A 15,611-nucleotide genomic window follows, 5' to 3' on the forward strand; every position below is an offset into this window, starting at 1 on the left:
TCGCATCGCCGACATGCCGCAAAGCAGGCTCGAAGAGCTGCTGCCGTGGAACTGGTCGCCAGCACCTCTACCAGTGCATCGAGCAGCCGCGTAGCTGCGCTGCGGCCTACGCCGGATGCTTACCGTGGATCCGGGGCTTTTTCGTCTGCAGGTCTTTACCGCTCGCAGCCTCAGGCAGCCGCGGCATCCTGAAGGGCAACAGGCGCCTCAGCCTGATTGCCGCGAAGTCCGAGGATGTGGCAGATCGAATAGACGAGATCGGCCTTGTTCATCGTGTAGAAGTGGAAATCCGAAAAGCCGCGATGGGAAAGGTCGAGCACCTGCTCGGCGCAGCACGCCGCCGCCACATGGCTGTGGGTAAGGGGATCGTCTTCCAGCCCTTCGAAGCGCGCCTGGACCCAGTCCGGAATCGAGGCGCCGGCCTTGCCGGCAAAGCTTGCGATCTTCGTGAAGTTGTGGACCGGCGCGATGCCCGGCACGATCGGAATATAGATGCCGGCCTTGCGCACGCGCTCCACATAACGCTCGAAAATGTCGTTATCGAAGAAGAACTGCGTGATCGCGCGCGTCGCGCCAGCATCGACCTTGCGCTTCAGGAGATCGATATCGGTCATCAGATCGGCGCTCTCCGGATGCTTCTCCGGATAGGCCGAGACGGAGACCTCGATATCCTCGTCGATCGCCTTGATGCCTTCGGTGAGTTCGGCGCCATTGCGGTAACCGTCCTCGCGGCCCTGCCATTCCTCGCCAACGCCGAGCTGGCTGTCGCCGCGTAGCGCGACAAAGTGCTTGACGCCCGTCTGGCGATACTGGCGCACGACCTCGTTCACCTCTTCCTTGGAGGCGTCGACACAGGTCAGATGCGCTGCCGGCGTCAGGTCGGTCTCCTTCAGGATGCGCTCGATCGTCTGGTGCGTGCGCTCACGCGTCGAGCCGCCGGCGCCATAGGTGACCGATACGAATTCCGGTGCGAGCGGAGCAAGCCGTTCGACCGATTGCCACAGCGTCTGCTCCATCTTCTCGGTCTTCGGCGGGAAGAATTCGAACGAAACGCGAATCGGCTGCGAAGTCGGACGCGGTTTCAACATGGGGTTTCAATCTCCGTTTCTTCGCCGGTGCCCGGCTGTTTGTCTTTTGCGAATGAGAAAATCGGGTTCAGGCGACGGCCATGGACGGAATCTCGTCGCCCGGCGCCAGGATCATGCGCCGGTCCTGACCGATGCAGATGGTGACAGTGAGCCCGCCGGTTTCAGCCGCGCCTGAGCGAAGATGCTCCATCGCGCGGGTTTCGAGCCCGGCCTCACGCATGAAGCCATTGAGGCTATCCTCGGGAAATCCGAGGCGTAGATGGGCGTGCTCGGTGCGCAGGAACTCCATCTCGTGCGGCGCGAAATCGACGATCACCAGCCGGCCGCCGGGTGCGAGCACGGACGAGGCCTCTCGCACCGCGCGCATCGGTTCGTCGAGATAGTGAAGCACCTGATGGAGCACCACGAGATCGTAGGTCTCGCCATTCGCCGGCAGATTATAGGCATCTCCGACACGGAGCTGGGCGTTGGTGACCTCCGCATCATCGAGCTTGGCGCGTGCGGCGGAGATCATCTCGCGAGAAGTATCGACACCGAGCATGCGCTCGCAACGATCAGCGAGCAGCTGCATCATACGGCCCGTGCCGGTGCCGATATCGAGCATCGTGCCGATCCGGCGCTTGCCGAGAATCCGGTCGAGCGCCGCTGCGATTTCCGCATCCGGCACGTGCAGCGCGCGGATCTTGTCCCAGTGTTCGGCATTGCGTGCGAAATAATCGGTGGCGCGCCGCGCGCGTTCGGCGCGTACTTCTTCCAGCCGCTCCCGGTCCTTGCGAATAACCGCGTCGTCTACCTCGATCCCCGTCTCCAGAGAGCGGGCGAGAATGCCGGCCGGATGCCGATCCGAGACGCGAAAATAGGCGAAAGCCCCTTCCTGATATCGCTCCAACACGCCACATTCCGACATGAGTTTAAGATGACGGGAGATACGCGGTTGCGATTGGCCGAGAATGGTCGTCAATTCGCTCACGGTGAGGTCGCAAGACTTCAGCACCATGGCGAGTCGCAACCTGGTGGGCTCTGCCAATGCCTTGAGGACATCGACGATGCGTTCGAAATCGAGAGTCGGGGCCGAAGCCATTGAGGTCTCCTGTATGAGGTCTCCCATATCGACATAAAGATATGTTTATGTGATTTCAAAATAGATCGCAAGAGAGGATTTCGATCACTCGATCCGCATTCGCAATCAAACGACGACATGGACACACAAAGGCTTAGGATGAGTGAAACGGCGACCAACAGACGCGACGGCGAGAGCCGTTTCTCCGAGGTCGAGGAGCGGCCATGGGATGCGGGCCTCCGCTTCATCGGCCGAATCGCCTCGCCCTGGTCTGAACGCAGCGACTGCCCGAAAAATCTGCGGCAGGCCCGCGAACGCGGCGAAGCTGCGGAAGTACGGCTTTTTCCGCCGTTCAACGAGGCACTGACGGGCGTGGAAAGCGGCTCCTACGTCATCCTGCTCAGCTTCCTCGATCGGGCCGAACGCGATCTTGCCCTTCAGATGCCGCGTCATGCGGATGCACCGCGCGGGACCTTCTCGCTGCGCTCGCCGGTGCGGCCGAACCCGATCGGGCTTCATCTGGTGAAGCTTCTGTCGGTGGATCACGCGGCGGGTCGGCTCGCAATCGATGCGATCGATGTGCTGGACGGCACCCCACTGATCGACATCAAACCCTATTTCGCGAGCGTCGACAGCCCGCCGGAGAGTGGCCACTGACAATGGCGACCGAACGTCAACGCCAGATCAAGAAGGCCGTCACAGCGCTGATCCCCCGCGCGCCGTTTCTCGATGCCGAGTCGATAAGGGAAGCGTCCCGCGCCAAGCATATGCGGGGTCTGCGGCCGGAGGCAGCCGTCTGGCTCGCGACGATCGCCCATATCCGGCACCAGCACACCGATTACGACGTGCTGATGGACGACGGTTACGAGAAGGACGCGGCGCGCTTTTTCGTTCTCGACGAAACGAACGAGGTCCTTGACGATTGGGGTGCCTCGCGCCGGCTCGATCCGGATGCGGATACCGACGAGATAGCGGACACGGCTACCGAAGAGACCGAATGCGAGAAGCTGGACGACTTACCGCACGAGCGATGAGGCCACATAGCGGCGATCAGCTCTCGCCACCGCCCTCCTTCGATCCAGACTCGAAGGTCCAGACTCGGTAGACATAGACGACCGCGATGATCACGAGAACGGTGTTCGATACCGGGCCGACATAGGTTTCAACGGCCTCGTATTGGGAGCGCAGGAAATAGCCGGCAAAGGCCAAAAGGCTCGTCCAAACCGCGCTTCCCACCGCCGAATAGATCAAGAATTTCCAGAGCGGCATATGCGCGATGCCAGCAGGCACCGAAATGAGCGTGCGGACGGTTGGCACGAGGCGGCCGAAGAGCACGGCCTCGGGACCATTCCGATTGAACCAGTCGTTCGCCTTGTCGACGTCCTCCGGTCCCATGGTGATCCAGCGTCCGTGCTTTGCCGCAAACCTCTTGGTCCGGCGCAGCCCCATCCACTCGCCGACATAGTACCAGGGAATGATCCCGAGCAGCGAGCCGATCGTGCCCGACAGGATGACGGTCACGATGCTCATCGAGCCGGTGGCGGCCTCGTAACCCGCGAGGGGCATGATCAGTTCGGAGGGGATCGGTGGAAACACGTTTTCCAAAAACATCAGGAGCGCGATACCGAACGGCCCGAGCGTGTTCATCATCTCGCTGACGAAAGCGTCCATGTCGATCCCGATCCGTTGATGTTTGCCGGTAAACCCGGCTGCCAATGAGGTTCACGTGCCGCCACATACGGCGGCATTCCATCGGAAAAAGGCTCAGCGAAGAAAAAGCGTCAGCCGACCAACAAAGCAGAGGGCGGCCCGTCCATCATTGGCCTTACAGGCTCAGGCATCGGCAAGCACTTCAAGAATCGCCTCTTCGATCTGGCGGGCCGTGTACGGCTTTTGCAGGATCGGATAGTGCTTCCATTCGTCGGCAACACCCTCTCGTCCGTAGCCCGTCGCAAAGACAATCGGTATACCCATCTCGCGCAGGCGTTCGGCGATCGGAAAAACGGTCGCGTTGCCCAGATTCACGTCGAGCACGGCTACGCCGACCTCTGCGTCGCCCTCGACCATTGTCTGCGCGACCTTGAGGCGCATGGCCGGACCGACGACCTCGCAGCCGGCCTCGATCAGCATATCTTCCAGCTGCATGGCGATCACGCTCTCGTCCTCGACCACGAAAACCGAAAGACCGGCGATGCTCTTCTCCGCCTTATGCGACTGACGTCTCAAATTCCCCCGCTCCCGTCAGTACGATCTCGAACCTGCATTGGAGCCCTCTATCACGAAGCTCTATCGAAAGGTCACCCCCGAGTTCCCCTTCGATGATCCGCTTCAGAACCCTGATGCCGTAGCCGGGCTGCAGCCCGCGACTATCCACATCCGACACAGTTTCCGACCACTCAAATCGCAATATCCGATCATTGCCTCGAGCCTCGCAACTCCATTCGACGGAGAGATGCCCCTCGCCCGACGCGCATGCGCCATAGCGCGCCGCATTCGATGCGAGCTCGTGAAAGACAAGCGCCAACGCGATCGCAGTCTTTGACCCGAGAAGCACATTAGGGCCGGCGATTGAAACGTCGTCCGTCGAGAGGTCGGCCAGCTCCTGATGGAGAAGGGTCGTCAGCCCCGCCGACTCCCAGCGCCGCGCAGAGAGAAGATTATGCGCCTGACTGAGCGCCATGATCCGCGCCTCGAAGGCAAAACGCGCCTCCTCGGGATCGGCCGCAGACCGGAAACTCTGCCGTGCCATGGCCTGGACGGTCGAAAGCGTGTTCTTGACCCGATGATTGAGCTCATCGACGAGAATGCGATGGCGCAGGGTCGCACGCATGAACTCCGTTCGATCGACACCCTGGAAGAAAAGGCCCACCACCGCGCCCGTATTGTCCGTCATCGGGCTGAAGGTGAAATCGAAAAAGCGCTCCGAGCCGGGCTCGTCATTGGCCGAACGCCGCATCTCCATATGAACGGTTTCGCCTATCACGACGCCGCCTCCATCGAGGGCGAGGCGGGCAAGCTCCGGCACCCCCTGGTCCTGCAGCTCCGGCAGAACGTCGAAGAACGACCGACCGATCACCGTCCTGTCGGATGCAAATTTCAGGAAACTGTCATTGACGAAGCTGAATCGCAGATCCCGGCCTTCGAGAACCGCGAACATACCGGGCGCCTGCCGGAACAACCGACTGAAGGCCGCAATCTCCTGCTGTCGCTCGGCAGGAAACGAACCAGCTAATTCGACTTGCGCCTCACCTGATGTGTCCATGCCCGAAGCGGAGTCTGCCAACCCCATGTCGGCAGCGTTCTCCTCGGCGAGTTGCGTCACATCGACGATGGTCGCGAGGATAAATTCGGTACGGCCGGTTCCGTCCAGCATCGGGCTGTAGGTGAGGCTCCAGTAGCGCCTGAGAAAGCCACCCTCCGCGCCGTCTGAACCGGGAATGTCGTATCGCAGGAAAGCGATCGAGGAGCGCTCGCCGGTTTCGAGAACCCGCTGAAGCGACGCACGAAGTCGCTCACCGCTGACCCCGCTATTGGGAAAGACTTCGAAAATCTGCCGACCAACCAGATCGGACGCCGTCATGCCGGTGGACGCTTCCAGCGCGGCATTCACGGCAATGAATTTCAGTTCACGGCTAAAAACCGCGTGCGGCTGCGGAAGCGCCTGAAATTGCCTTTCGAAATCAAATGCGTTCATGGATCGTCTGTATCAGCGATCCCTGAGCCGCCGCAATCGACAGGCGCGTGAACGGGGCGTGAGAAGACGCGCTCGGGAAAATGGCGGCGGCGACAAAACCGCCGCCACCCAAGCCGTCAACAATATTACCGCGTCAGCCGCTTGTACGTCGGACGCTTCGGGTTGACCGCTTCCGGTCCGAGGCGCCGGATTTTGTCCTGTTCGTAGTCCTCGAAGTTACCCTCGAACCATTCCACATGGCTGTCGCCCTCGAAGGCGAGGATGTGGGTGGCCATGCGGTCGAGGAACATGCGGTCGTGGCTGATGACCACGGCGCAGCCGGCATATTCCTCCAGCGCATCTTCCAGCGCCGTGAGGGTTTCCGTGTCGAGATCGTTGGTCGGTTCGTCGAGGAGGATGACGTTGGAGCCGGACTTCAGCATCTTGGCAAGGTGGACGCGGTTGCGCTGGCCGCCCGAAAGCGTGCCCACCTTCTGCTGCTGGTTCGGGCCCTTGAAGTTGAAATTGCCCACATAGGCGCGGGAATTCATCTCGTATTTGCCGAGCTTCATGATGTCGACGCCGCCCGAGATTTCCTCCCAGACATTCTTGTCCGCGTTGAGATCGTCGCGGCTCTGGTCGACATAGCCGAGATCGACCGTCTCGCCGATCTCGATCTTGCCGGCATCGGGCTCTTCCTGCCCGGTGATCATACGGAACAGCGTCGTCTTGCCGGCACCGTTCGGGCCGATGATGCCGACGATGCCGCCGGGAGGCAGCTTGAAGGACAGGCCGTCGATCAGCACCCGGTCGCCATAGCTCTTCGTCAGGTTTTCGACCTCGATGACCTTCTGGCCGAGGCGTTCGCCTGTCGGGATAACGATCTTGCCGTCGGCAGGCTTCCGGTTTTCGGCCGCCTCGACGAGCTCCTGATAGGCACGGATACGGGCCTTGGACTTGGTCTGGCGGCCCTTGGCCCCCTGGTTGATCCACTCGCGCTCGCGGTTGATCGCGCGCATACGGGCATCATCCTCGCGCCCCTCCTGCTGCATGCGCTTGGCCTTCTTTTCGAGATAGACCGAATAGTTGCCCTCATAGGGCACGCCATGGCCGCGATCGAGCTCCAGAATCCATCCGGTGACGTTGTCCAGGAAGTAGCGATCGTGCGTCACCATGAGGACCGAGCCCTCATATTCGCGCAGGTGCTTTTCCAGCCAGTTGATGGTCTCGGCGTCGAGATGGTTGGTCGGCTCGTCGAGGAGGAGGATGTCGGGTTTCGACAGAAGCAGCTTGCAGAGCGCGACGCGGCGCTTCTCACCGCCGGAAAGCGGGCCGACTTCAGCGTCGGCCGGCGGGCAGCGCAGGGCGTCCATCGCCATTTCGACCTGATTTTCCAGATCCCACAGGTCCTGGCTGTCGATGATGTCCTGGAGCTTGGCGCCTTCGTCTGCCGTCTCGTCGGAATAGTTCATCATCAGTTCGTTGTAGCGATCGAGGATCGCCTGCTTGTCGGCAACGCCCTCCATCACGTTGTCGAATACGTTCTTCGTTTCGTCGAGCTGCGGCTCCTGCGGCAGGTAGCCGACGGTCGCGCCCTCGGCCGCCCAGGCCTCGCCGGTGAATTCCTTGTCGACGCCCGCCATGATCTTCAGGAGGGTCGACTTACCGGCACCGTTCGGGCCCAGAATGCCGATCTTGGCATCCGGGTAGAAAGAGAGATGGATGTTGTCGAGGACCTTCTTGTTGCCGTAGGTCTTCGACAGGCCGGACATGTGATAGATGAATTGGCGTGCCATGGCGCGCTTGCGTCTCCGAATATCGGTCGAATGCGGGATTTGAAGTCGCGACCGATCTAAGCCATCGGGCAGCGTTTCGCAACGCAAAGCCAGTCTCGAACAGGCGGGCCTTCGAACCGCGGAGGAAACCATCTTCGCGGAGCGCGGCTATCGCAAAGGCAACAGGCCGGTGCGATATCGCAGCGAGATCCGCCGAGACCTTGCGCACCGGACGGCGGTCATCCATTCTCATTTGGTTATTCTCGTTCCATGTCAGCGGATCGAACACCAAGAGACGCTAGAGACCGGTCACGCACTCATGAGCCGCCCTACCCTTTTCCTGCCCGCGCAGGGTCATTTCGTGCGGCCCCAGCTCAGGCTTGCGAAACCGGCGAAGAAGCTTGCCTGGTTCGGGTTGACGCTATTCCTCGTCGCCATTCCGCTCTACCGGCTCGGCGGCATCTCCACCGATGCTCTCATGGCGACGCTCGGTCTTTCCTGCCTGATGCTTCTCGTCGCCTTGGTGATTGGTCTGACCGGCATCGCGCGGGCCTGGTTTCAGGCAGCCCGCGGCGGGTCGAGCGCGTTCGGCGCGGCGCTGGTGGCGTTCATCGGCCTTATCCCCTTCGCGCTGATTGCAGGTCTCGCGGCCGAAAATCCGGCGACGAACATCGCTTATACGGGCGGGTTCGCCGATGAGGTCGTGTCGCCGACCACGGCAGGTTCAGGCGGGCAGCCCATAACGATAGACGCAGCTGCTGCTGCGATACCGGCTCGCCGCTATGCCGCGCCACCGGTGGAAGTTGTCGAGGCCGCACGCACGGCCGCACTCGATGCGGGCTGGGTGATCGAAGACATCGTCGCGGTCGACTTACAGGACGGCTCGGATGCCGCCACCGATCCGCTCGGCGTCATTCGCGACAGCGGCGCCGTTCCCCTTCCGACCTCCCGCGATAGTGTCGATACCGATGAGCAAAGCGGACAATTGGATCTGCCCGTGCGCAATGCCTACACCATAGAAGCCACCACATCTGACTTGATAGTGGGTCTTCCGAGCGACGTCACCGTCCGCATCATCGCTGATGGAAACGGTACGATCGTCGATGTGCGCTCAGCTTCTCACGATATCGCTTACGATTTTGGCCAGAATCGCCGCTTCGTCGAAAGCTTCCTCACTTCGCTCGATGTCGGGATGGCAGGCGCGGAAGATGTTTCCGGGTAATTTCCGGGCGCGAGGACTGTCGGAGCCTGTCACGCCGAAGCTTGCCTCAGACTGAATTTCGAAAAGCCATCCTTCGGAACCGTTCCTTATCGAATTTGCGTTCTAATGACCGAGCGCGAGCCTGCTGCTGGCCGCGCGATATGGCTCGCACGCCATGAATTCGTCGTCGGGAATCAAGGGTCGCTCCTCGGAAAAGCTTGATGATTCGCTTCCTCCTCAAAACAGCGTTCGTGATCGGCATTGCATCGCTCTTCATTCCGGGCCTTGGCTCGGACGACGAAGAGGTGACTTTGGACCCATTCAAGAGCTTTATGGGCGTGCGCGCTGCCGTGGAGGACGTCATGGGATTCTGCACCCGCGCCCCAGAGGCCTGCGAGGCTGGCTCGGAGTTGGGCCAGTTCGCTCTCGGCCGGGTGGAGAGCGGGCTCGCAGTCGCGCTCGACGCGGCTAACTCCGGGAGCCATGAAGACGAGCTCGCCGAGAATTCGGCGCCCGTAGAGCCACCGGCCCGACCGGAGACCGACTGGGCGTCCATCGACCCCGCCCTGTTGCGCAAGCTGCTGGAAGCCGTCAACGAGAACGGCCACCTCGACGCGCAAGGCATCTCACCTGAAATCGTGAATGCGGTGAGACAGGCGGCCGATCTTGCCGCACGCGGCGAGCCGCTCGATAAAGGATTGGCCGAGCGCTTCGGCACGATGACGGCAGATACCGGGAGCGCCGCACTCAGCATCTCGCCCGTTCCGACACCGCGCCCGCGCCCCGGCCTGTAAATCGCGGGGTTGCAAGTCTATATCACGGTCAGATGCAAAGCTGACGAAGGAGGCCTTCCTTGCAATCGATCGAGGACATCCTCTCCGATTTCGAATTTCTGGACGATTGGGAAGACCGCTACCGTTACCTCATCGAACTTGGCCGTTCGCTTCCGCCAATGGACGCCGCGGAGATGAACGACAGGACGAAGGTGCAGGGTTGTGTGAGCCAGGTCTGGCTCGTCAGCGAGAGTGACGGCGCCTCTCCGCCGCGCCTCAGCTTTCGCGGCGAATCCGATGCTCATATCGTGAAGGGCCTCGTCGCCATCGCTCTCGCGCTCTTTTCCAACAAGACCGCGCCTGAAATCATCGAGATCGACGCTGCGGCGACCTTCAACGAGATCGGCCTTCAGGAGCATCTGACGCCCCAGCGCTCGAACGGCCTGCGCGCTATGGTCGACCGGATCAAGCGCGACGCGAACGCCGCGCTCGAAAGTGCCTGATCAAACGGTTCTTGCCTGTTCCCGGCCGGCGACGCCTGGCCTCGCATCGGCCGTCTTCCATGCGCGCATGGAGCCTGAACGCCGAGCAGGAGCGCCGGTGAAACCGTAATGTCGGGCGAGAATGCCGAGGCCGGCCTTCAGCAGCATTTTGGCCGACCGCGCCGGCCAGCCCCTCTCCCGCTCGACGAGTTCCAGACCCTTGAGATGGCAGGCGACGTCCATGACGAGATCGGAAAGCTCCGGGCCGATCGCCGTGATCGCCTTGTCGACCCGGGCTCGCGCATCAATCGCATTGTCGGAGAGATCATTCGCGCCGCGCGGCGCCGACCGGTCTCGCGGCTGGGCATCCCATCGCTGGGTGACCGAGGGCGACAGCGCACCACGGGTGAAATCGGCCCGTAGCCGTTCGGCCGCGTCCCGTTCAGCTTCGCTCAGGAAAGCCGGCTGTCGGCCACGCTCGACCGATAGCCGCGTGACCGCCCAATCCTTCTCGCCCTTGAACATCATGCCAGCCATTCCCTGCAACCATTCTTGAGAAGCGCATTGCGGATGAGGTGCGCAAGCCGTTCCAGATGTTCGATTTTTGCATCGAAGTCGGGATCGTCCCTCCGATCCTCGATCCGCCGAACCGCGTGCGCGATACTGGTGCGGTCCCGGCCGAATGCTGTTCCCGCGCGAATGAGAGAGACCTGAAACACCACATGAGCCAGGTACATCGCGATATGCCGCGCTTCGCACACCGAAGCGAGGGAGCGGTTTGGCCTCTCTATTTCTTCAGGATCAATATCGAGCAAGACGGCCGCGACGGCGATCGCCACACGGCAAAGCTTCGCGTCGTCCTCCGGGCTCGACCGCCTGTCCGGCTCCGCCACCAAGGAAGCCCGGCCACTTCGTGTGACTGGGATTGCCGTCGTTCGAAAGGTTTCGGAATTCTGGTGCATCTTCACGTCCTTCGAGAGTTTGAATGGACGCATTGAGGACGATATCCACCAAGTGGGGATAAGTTTCCTAATCTGTTCTCAAAAATCGCTGCCATTAAGCACCCACTTGACCGAAAGATCGGCCTTTGCCTTTCTTCTGCTCAGATTCCTTTCATCTTTTATAGGTATTTTTTCCTCATAACAATCACCGGCTTCAATCTGGGCGTGGATAAACCCAGACAAAGCAGGACGTTATGGATCATCAAATGCTTTCGGCGGCGCTCCAGGAGGCCGCGGACGCCTATGCCAAAAACCGCAGGCTGGCATCGCACCTGCCGATCGAGGCGGCTGAAATCGACTTTATTGCCATCAATTCAGGCGTTTCGGCTTCAGGCTTGAAGCTTCGTCTTAAGGAAGAGAACACAAGGAAGACGCGCGTCTCACGCGATGAGCTCGACCCCGCTTCCCTCGTTCTGCTCGCCTCGGCGCTTTCGGATACCGATCGAGCCAATCTCGCCAAGCGGATTCGCCGGGAGGTTTTCAGTCTGAAACGATACGCCCGCATCTCGGATGCGCGCTACGACCTCAACCGACACGCCGCGCTGGTTCGGTTGCTCGCGGCATTGGAAGGGAACGAACGCGACGATCCGCATTCTTTCCCGAACGTTGATCCCAAACCAAAAAGGCGCTCCGCCGAAGCGAAACGCCTTTCAAAGCACAAAAGCTTTGGTCCACGTCGGTTCTGTCGGACCACCGAAAAGGCGGTGCCAGAACGCCGATCGCAGGACGCGGACCTAACGCCTCAGTAAGCGATGTCGTTTGCTGCCGCCTCGCCGGCATCGACGGTGTTGCTCACATCCGCACCAACACCACGAACCGTATTGGCGCATGCGCCGAGAGTGAAAAGTGCCGTAACGAGAACCAGGGCGGCAGTGATTTTCGAAGTCATGTGAACACCTTGCGTGAACGAGAAGATTACATTTCGGAAATGCAGAAGCGAGACTATGGGTTCCGCAGTCGGCTGGGTCCGACGTGGCTTTTTCCCTTCAGACACCGAATCCGCCAAGGCATTCAACACACCTCTGGAATTTGCTGCACCGCGAAACACATTGGTGGAACGCCTTTGAAAGCAAAGGGCCGCCGATGGCGTGCCCTCAGATGACGAAACTTGAGAGCCCATCGCGATGAGTCAGCCATCCCTCGACACGGCGATTTCCCATCCAAGCGAACTCCTCGTGCTGGTCTTCCAGGGCGGCGGTGCCCTCGGCTCCTACCAAGCAGGTGTTTTTGAGGCTATGGCCGAGCGGGACGCCCGGCCGGACTGGCTCGCCGGCATTTCGATCGGCTCCATCAATGCGGCTCTGATTGCGGGCAATCCTCCCGAGCGGCGTGTCGAGGCGCTACGTGGCTTCTGGCACACGATTTCTTCGCTCGTGACCTTCGATCCGCCGCTTCCCGGTGTCGTCGCCCGTTCGGTCTTCAACGAGGGGAGCGCCACGGCTTCGGCACTGTTCGGCATTCCGGGATTCTTCAAGCCGCGCTTTCCGCCGACCTATATGTTTCCAAGCGATCATCCCGGCGATCTCAGCTATTATGATACCGCACCTTTACGCGATACGCTGCTTAGCTTCTGCGACTTCGACTATCTGAACGACGAAGGACCGCGCGTCAGCCTCGGCGCCGTGAACGTCCGCACCGGCAATTTCTGCTATTTCGACAGCGCCGACATCCGCCTCGCGCCCGAGCACGTCATGGCGAGCGGCGCGCTTCCCCCGGGTTTTCCGCCGGTCGAGATCGATGGCGAATGGTACTGGGACGGCGGCATCGTCTCCAACACACCATTGCAATACGTGCTCGAGCGCGACCAGGAGCACGATATGGTTGCTTTCCAGATCGACCTCTTCCCTTCGCGGGGCACCCTGCCGGAAACGATCGAAGACGTATCCCAGCGGGAAAAGGATATCCGCTATTCGAGTCGCACACGACTCATCACCGATGTTGTGAAAGAGCGACAGCGCGAACGCCGCGCCGTCCATCGCCTTCTCGACAAGTTGCCAGACGAACTCAAGAACGATCCGGACGTCGAGTTTCTGAGTGAGTGTGAAACCGATGCCTCGGTGACGATCGTCCACCTCATCAACAGGGCGCGCGAACACAGTCGGGGCTCGAAGGATTACGAGTTCTCCCGCCACACGGTGGATGAGCGCTGGAGCGACGGTTATCAGGATGCCATGCGGACCCTCGGCCACCCGGCCTACGTCAATCGCACGAAGCCGGACATCGCCGTCGAAGTGCTCGACCTCGGCACGGGCGAGGATCTGTCGCATGGGCGCGGCAAAGGGCGTGGTCAAGGCAAAGCGCCTTGACGAAGACGGTTCAAACCTCGACTTAACCGTTCATGGCGTCTAATAGCGCCGGGCCGACCGAAATCGTCGGATCGAAACGTTCCAGAATAAACGCCGTATCGCGCGGGCCAATCACCGAATGCCTGCGATCGCTACGCCGAAACCAGCAGAGGTTGAGAGTCAGATTCCGTGTCGCCCCTTGCCCTCTCACGTTTCCGGCGCGAATCCCGCCGGCGAAAAGGCAAGCGGCAAAGGCGCATTTCGGCGATCCTGCGCGCCTTCTCTCATAGACAGACGGCTAAGGACCCGACGATAGAAGAGCTTTCGCTCGCTTTCGATACGCGGGCCTTCGGCGCCTTCTTCGTGCTCTTCGGAAGCCTCAATCTCGTCCCGCTGCCGCCAGGGGCTTCGACGGTCTTCGGCCTGCCGCTGGTGCTGTTCACGCTGCAGCTCGCCATTGGCCGTCACAAGGTCTGGCTCCCGCAACGTGTCCGCAAGATCAGCTTGAAGCCGGAAACCCTCGCTTCGCTGATGACCCGCATCGGCCCGTTCATCCGGCGCGCCGAGCGCCTTGCGCGTCACCGTCTCTGGCCTCAGCCGGAGGCCATGGTCCTGAGTCTCGTCGGCTGGGTCTGTCTGATTCTCGCGCTGATCGTCACGATTCCCTTCCCGCTGACGAACATGGCGCCCGGAGTCGCCATCGCGATCGCCGGCATCGCGATTACCGCGCGGGATGGTTTGTGGCTGATCGCGGCGGCCATCTTAGGCGTTGCGTCGGTCCTCTTCCTTGTCGGCGTCTACGGCGGCGCCGTCCTCGCTCTGCTCAACATGTTCTGAACGATCCGCCGGCTGCTCAAAATTCCCGCAATTGGGATGGGTCGAAAGCTCTTTCACCGCGTTGTTAAGACAGACACTCACGAGGAAGAAGAGACGATCACCCGATGGCGACAAAACGCAGACGCAGAACCACCTCCTCCTCCGCCAATTTCTTTCCGAAATCGGCGATTGAGGCGAATGCGATCATAATGGGCGCGCCCTTCGTCATCGGCACGCGCATGATGCAGATGGCCATGGCCGGCGCCCAGCCTAGCGCGAAGGATAGGCGCGAGAACCAGAAAATGGTCGCCGAGAAGGTGACAGCGGCCCAGGAATCAGCACTCGCTTTCAATCAGGCGATGTTCAAAGCAGCGATGGACTTCCCGCTTGCAATGATGAGCGCCAATCCGATGGCCAAGTCCATGGACGCGATCGGCTCGGCGGCTCTCAAGCCATACAGCTCAAAGGTGCGGGCGAACCGCAAGCGACTCTCGAAGTAAGGATGATCCAGCTCGGCACGGCTATCGCGCGTCGTCGAGCCAGCGCCATTGCCGCTGCTGCCACAGCCTCTCCCCGATGAGGCAGTCTACATCGCCAGCGCCCTGAGTTCGTAGGATCGGCAGTTCCCGCATAAGATGGCGCGGGTCGGCATCGTCGATGGGCCAGTCGGAAGCGAGTTCAAGCACCAGCTTGCGGCGCACTGCCTGCGCGAACTGTGGCCAGTCGTTAACGGGAATAACGAAACTGCCTCGCCCGCCGACGACGCAGGCCTCGTAATACTCGTCGAGATTGTCGATCGTAGCCCATGAAAGCGACGCATCGCTCGTCATCAAGGGAAGTCCGTTGATGACGATACCGGCCGCGACAGCTTGATCGCGGGCGGTGGTCACGATCGGTCCCTGATTGTTTGGGCCATCTCCTGAAATGTCGATGACCTGCTTGAGACCGATAAATCCGTTTTTATCGAAAAGCCGGGCACCGTAACTTACCGCGCCGGAGATCGAAGTCCTGCGCCTCCGATTCGGCGGCTCCGTTGCGAGACGATAGGCGAAGGCGTCTGCACTCGCCTTGGAGTCCAGAAGCGTCCAGGGCACGATGACCGACTGCGAGAATTCGCCTGCCCATTCGACGTAGGTGACAGCAATCGCGCCGTGAACGCCGTCGAAAATCGCTTCCTGCACCTCCTGGGACCGGAAGGCCGCCGCGTAACCATTGCGCTGGATGATCTGTTCCTCGTCATTCATCGACCAGCTGACATCGACGGCCAGTACCAGCTCGACATCGACCGGCTGATCGTCGCGCGTTCCGGTGCCGGAGCCGGAGCCGGCACCGAAATCGCTCAAGCCGCGGCTTTGGGCACCGGCTGCGATCGGCAGGCAAAGTGCAAGCACCAGCCATCCGGCCCGCAACCGGCTTAATCCGCGCAAAACGCCAAGGAAGCGTCTCGATCTCGACAT

General features: G+C 61.0%; 18 protein-coding genes and 1 pseudogene. 9 read left to right on the plus strand and 10 right to left on the minus strand.

Annotated features, from left to right (window positions below; translation table 11 throughout):
- Positions 1-170: 170 nt before the first annotated feature.
- Both metF and ABRA89_RS17710 read right to left on the minus strand, forming a co-directional pair.
- The gene (metF, locus tag ABRA89_RS17705; protein WP_349942825.1) at positions 171-1,088 is read right to left on the minus strand and encodes a methylenetetrahydrofolate reductase [NAD(P)H]; all 918 of its coding nucleotides are present in this window, start codon (positions 1,086-1,088) and stop codon (positions 171-173) included.
- 67 nt (positions 1,089-1,155) lie between these two features.
- Positions 1,156-2,169 carry an ArsR/SmtB family transcription factor gene (locus ABRA89_RS17710; RefSeq protein ID WP_349942826.1) on the minus strand — a complete coding sequence of 338 codons (1,014 nt, stop codon included), beginning with the start codon at positions 2,167-2,169 and terminating at the stop codon, positions 1,156-1,158.
- A gap of 138 nt (positions 2,170-2,307) precedes the next feature.
- Between ABRA89_RS17710 and tsaA the strand changes: the two genes are divergently transcribed.
- Together tsaA and ABRA89_RS17720 are read left to right on the plus strand one after the other, a co-directional pair.
- Positions 2,308-2,805, plus strand: coding sequence for a tRNA (N6-threonylcarbamoyladenosine(37)-N6)-methyltransferase TrmO (gene tsaA / locus ABRA89_RS17715; RefSeq protein WP_349942827.1), 498 nt, complete (start codon positions 2,308-2,310; stop codon positions 2,803-2,805).
- Positions 2,802-3,107: pseudogene (locus ABRA89_RS17720) on the plus strand (DUF2293 domain-containing protein); the annotation flags it as partial. The gene tsaA and the pseudogene ABRA89_RS17720, both read left to right, overlap by 4 nt.
- Before the next feature lie 91 nt (positions 3,108-3,198).
- Here the strand turns inward: ABRA89_RS17720 and ABRA89_RS17725 are convergent.
- The 4 genes from ABRA89_RS17725 to ettA form a co-directional block, all read right to left on the minus strand.
- Positions 3,199-3,819, minus strand: coding sequence for a DedA family protein (locus ABRA89_RS17725; protein WP_349942828.1), 621 nt, complete (start codon positions 3,817-3,819; stop codon positions 3,199-3,201).
- A 162-nt stretch (positions 3,820-3,981) separates the two neighbouring features.
- Entirely contained in the window at positions 3,982-4,374 is a 393-nt protein-coding gene (locus tag ABRA89_RS17730; RefSeq protein WP_349942829.1) for a response regulator, read from the minus strand.
- A complete protein-coding gene (locus ABRA89_RS17735; RefSeq protein ID WP_349942830.1) occupies positions 4,355-5,842 on the minus strand; it encodes a sensor histidine kinase in 1,488 nt (495 codons plus the stop codon). The genes ABRA89_RS17730 and ABRA89_RS17735 overlap by 20 nt, the downstream gene beginning before the upstream one ends.
- A 125-nt stretch (positions 5,843-5,967) precedes the next feature.
- On the minus strand, positions 5,968-7,617 hold the full coding sequence (ettA, locus tag ABRA89_RS17740; RefSeq protein WP_349942831.1) for an energy-dependent translational throttle protein EttA: 1,650 nt from the start codon (positions 7,615-7,617) through the stop codon (positions 5,968-5,970).
- A gap of 298 nt (positions 7,618-7,915) precedes the next feature.
- Between ettA and ABRA89_RS17745 the strand changes: the two genes are divergently transcribed.
- The 3 genes from ABRA89_RS17745 to ABRA89_RS17755 all read left to right on the plus strand — a co-directional run bounded on the left by ABRA89_RS17745 (position 7,916) and on the right by ABRA89_RS17755 (position 10,073).
- Positions 7,916-8,818 (plus strand): DUF1499 domain-containing protein, encoded by a 903-nt coding sequence (locus tag ABRA89_RS17745; RefSeq protein WP_349942832.1) that lies wholly within the window; start codon positions 7,916-7,918, stop codon positions 8,816-8,818.
- Positions 8,819-9,018: 200 nt separating this feature from the next.
- A complete protein-coding gene (locus ABRA89_RS17750) occupies positions 9,019-9,591 on the plus strand; it encodes a DUF5330 domain-containing protein (RefSeq protein WP_349942833.1) in 573 nt (190 codons plus the stop codon).
- 59 nt (positions 9,592-9,650) lie between these two features.
- Positions 9,651-10,073, plus strand: coding sequence for a SufE family protein (locus ABRA89_RS17755; protein ID WP_349942834.1), 423 nt, complete (start codon positions 9,651-9,653; stop codon positions 10,071-10,073).
- On the opposite strand, the gene ABRA89_RS17760 is transcribed toward ABRA89_RS17755, so the two are convergent.
- Entirely contained in the window at positions 10,074-10,589 is a 516-nt protein-coding gene (locus tag ABRA89_RS17760) for a DUF6456 domain-containing protein (protein WP_463671317.1), read from the minus strand. It lies immediately after the preceding gene.
- Positions 10,577-10,891, minus strand: coding sequence for a helix-turn-helix domain-containing protein (locus ABRA89_RS17765; protein WP_349942835.1), 315 nt, complete (start codon positions 10,889-10,891; stop codon positions 10,577-10,579). Before ABRA89_RS17765 ends, ABRA89_RS17760 begins: the two co-directional genes overlap by 13 nt.
- 356 nt (positions 10,892-11,247) lie before the next feature.
- Here ABRA89_RS17765 and ABRA89_RS17770 point away from each other — a divergent pair, with 356 nt between their 5' ends.
- A complete protein-coding gene (locus ABRA89_RS17770) occupies positions 11,248-11,802 on the plus strand; it encodes a hypothetical protein (protein ID WP_349942836.1) in 555 nt (184 codons plus the stop codon).
- Here ABRA89_RS17770 and ABRA89_RS17775 read toward each other — a convergent pair.
- A complete protein-coding gene (locus ABRA89_RS17775; RefSeq protein ID WP_349942837.1) occupies positions 11,796-11,942 on the minus strand; it encodes an entericidin domain-containing protein in 147 nt (48 codons plus the stop codon). The two genes, ABRA89_RS17770 and ABRA89_RS17775, sit on opposite strands and share 7 nt — an antisense overlap.
- A 235-nt stretch (positions 11,943-12,177) precedes the next feature.
- On the opposite strand from ABRA89_RS17775, the gene ABRA89_RS17780 reads away from it, so the two are divergent.
- The 3 genes from ABRA89_RS17780 (at position 12,178) to ABRA89_RS17790 (ending at position 14,654) form a co-directional block, all read left to right on the plus strand.
- On the plus strand, positions 12,178-13,359 hold the full coding sequence (locus ABRA89_RS17780) for a patatin-like phospholipase family protein (protein ID WP_349942838.1): 1,182 nt from the start codon (positions 12,178-12,180) through the stop codon (positions 13,357-13,359).
- A 168-nt stretch (positions 13,360-13,527) separates the two neighbouring features.
- Positions 13,528-14,175: an exopolysaccharide biosynthesis protein gene (locus tag ABRA89_RS17785; RefSeq protein ID WP_349942839.1), complete on the plus strand. Its 648-nt coding sequence runs from the start codon at positions 13,528-13,530 to the stop codon at positions 14,173-14,175.
- 104 nt (positions 14,176-14,279) lie between these two features.
- A complete protein-coding gene (locus tag ABRA89_RS17790; RefSeq protein WP_349942840.1) occupies positions 14,280-14,654 on the plus strand; it encodes a hypothetical protein in 375 nt (124 codons plus the stop codon).
- Positions 14,655-14,675: 21 nt separating this feature from the next.
- Here ABRA89_RS17790 and ABRA89_RS17795 read toward each other — a convergent pair whose 3' ends face one another.
- A complete protein-coding gene (locus tag ABRA89_RS17795; protein ID WP_349942841.1) occupies positions 14,676-15,611 on the minus strand; it encodes a DUF1194 domain-containing protein in 936 nt (311 codons plus the stop codon).

This window comes from Fulvimarina thalattae, from assembly GCF_040239565.1.
In the GTDB taxonomy this organism is placed as follows: Bacteria; Pseudomonadota; Alphaproteobacteria; order Rhizobiales; family Rhizobiaceae; genus Fulvimarina.

Bases quoted from the DNA above. Each gene is read 5' to 3' on its own strand.
- ABRA89_RS17760 (WP_463671317.1), bottom strand. From the start codon at position 10,589: ATGGCTGGCATGATGTTCAAGGGCGAGAAGGATTGGGCGGTCACGCGG.
- metF (WP_349942825.1), bottom strand. From the start codon at position 1,088: ATGTTGAAACCGCGTCCGACTTCGCAGCCGATTCGCGTTTCGTTCGAA.
- ABRA89_RS17775 (WP_349942837.1), bottom strand. From the start codon at position 11,942: ATGACTTCGAAAATCACTGCCGCCCTGGTTCTCGTTACGGCACTTTTC.
- ABRA89_RS17780 (WP_349942838.1), top strand. From the start codon at position 12,178: ATGAGTCAGCCATCCCTCGACACGGCGATTTCCCATCCAAGCGAACTC.
- ABRA89_RS17710 (WP_349942826.1), bottom strand. From the start codon at position 2,169: ATGGCTTCGGCCCCGACTCTCGATTTCGAACGCATCGTCGATGTCCTC.
- ABRA89_RS17735 (WP_349942830.1), bottom strand. From the start codon at position 5,842: ATGAACGCATTTGATTTCGAAAGGCAATTTCAGGCGCTTCCGCAGCCG.
- ABRA89_RS17725 (WP_349942828.1), bottom strand. From the start codon at position 3,819: ATGGACGCTTTCGTCAGCGAGATGATGAACACGCTCGGGCCGTTCGGT.
- ABRA89_RS17745 (WP_349942832.1), top strand. From the start codon at position 7,916: ATGAGCCGCCCTACCCTTTTCCTGCCCGCGCAGGGTCATTTCGTGCGG.
- ABRA89_RS17750 (WP_349942833.1), top strand. From the start codon at position 9,019: ATGATTCGCTTCCTCCTCAAAACAGCGTTCGTGATCGGCATTGCATCG.
- ABRA89_RS17790 (WP_349942840.1), top strand. From the start codon at position 14,280: ATGGCGACAAAACGCAGACGCAGAACCACCTCCTCCTCCGCCAATTTC.
- tsaA (WP_349942827.1), top strand. From the start codon at position 2,308: ATGAGTGAAACGGCGACCAACAGACGCGACGGCGAGAGCCGTTTCTCC.
- ABRA89_RS17770 (WP_349942836.1), top strand. From the start codon at position 11,248: ATGGATCATCAAATGCTTTCGGCGGCGCTCCAGGAGGCCGCGGACGCC.
- ABRA89_RS17795 (WP_349942841.1), bottom strand. From the start codon at position 15,611: ATGTCGAGATCGAGACGCTTCCTTGGCGTTTTGCGCGGATTAAGCCGG.
- ettA (WP_349942831.1), bottom strand. From the start codon at position 7,617: ATGGCACGCCAATTCATCTATCACATGTCCGGCCTGTCGAAGACCTAC.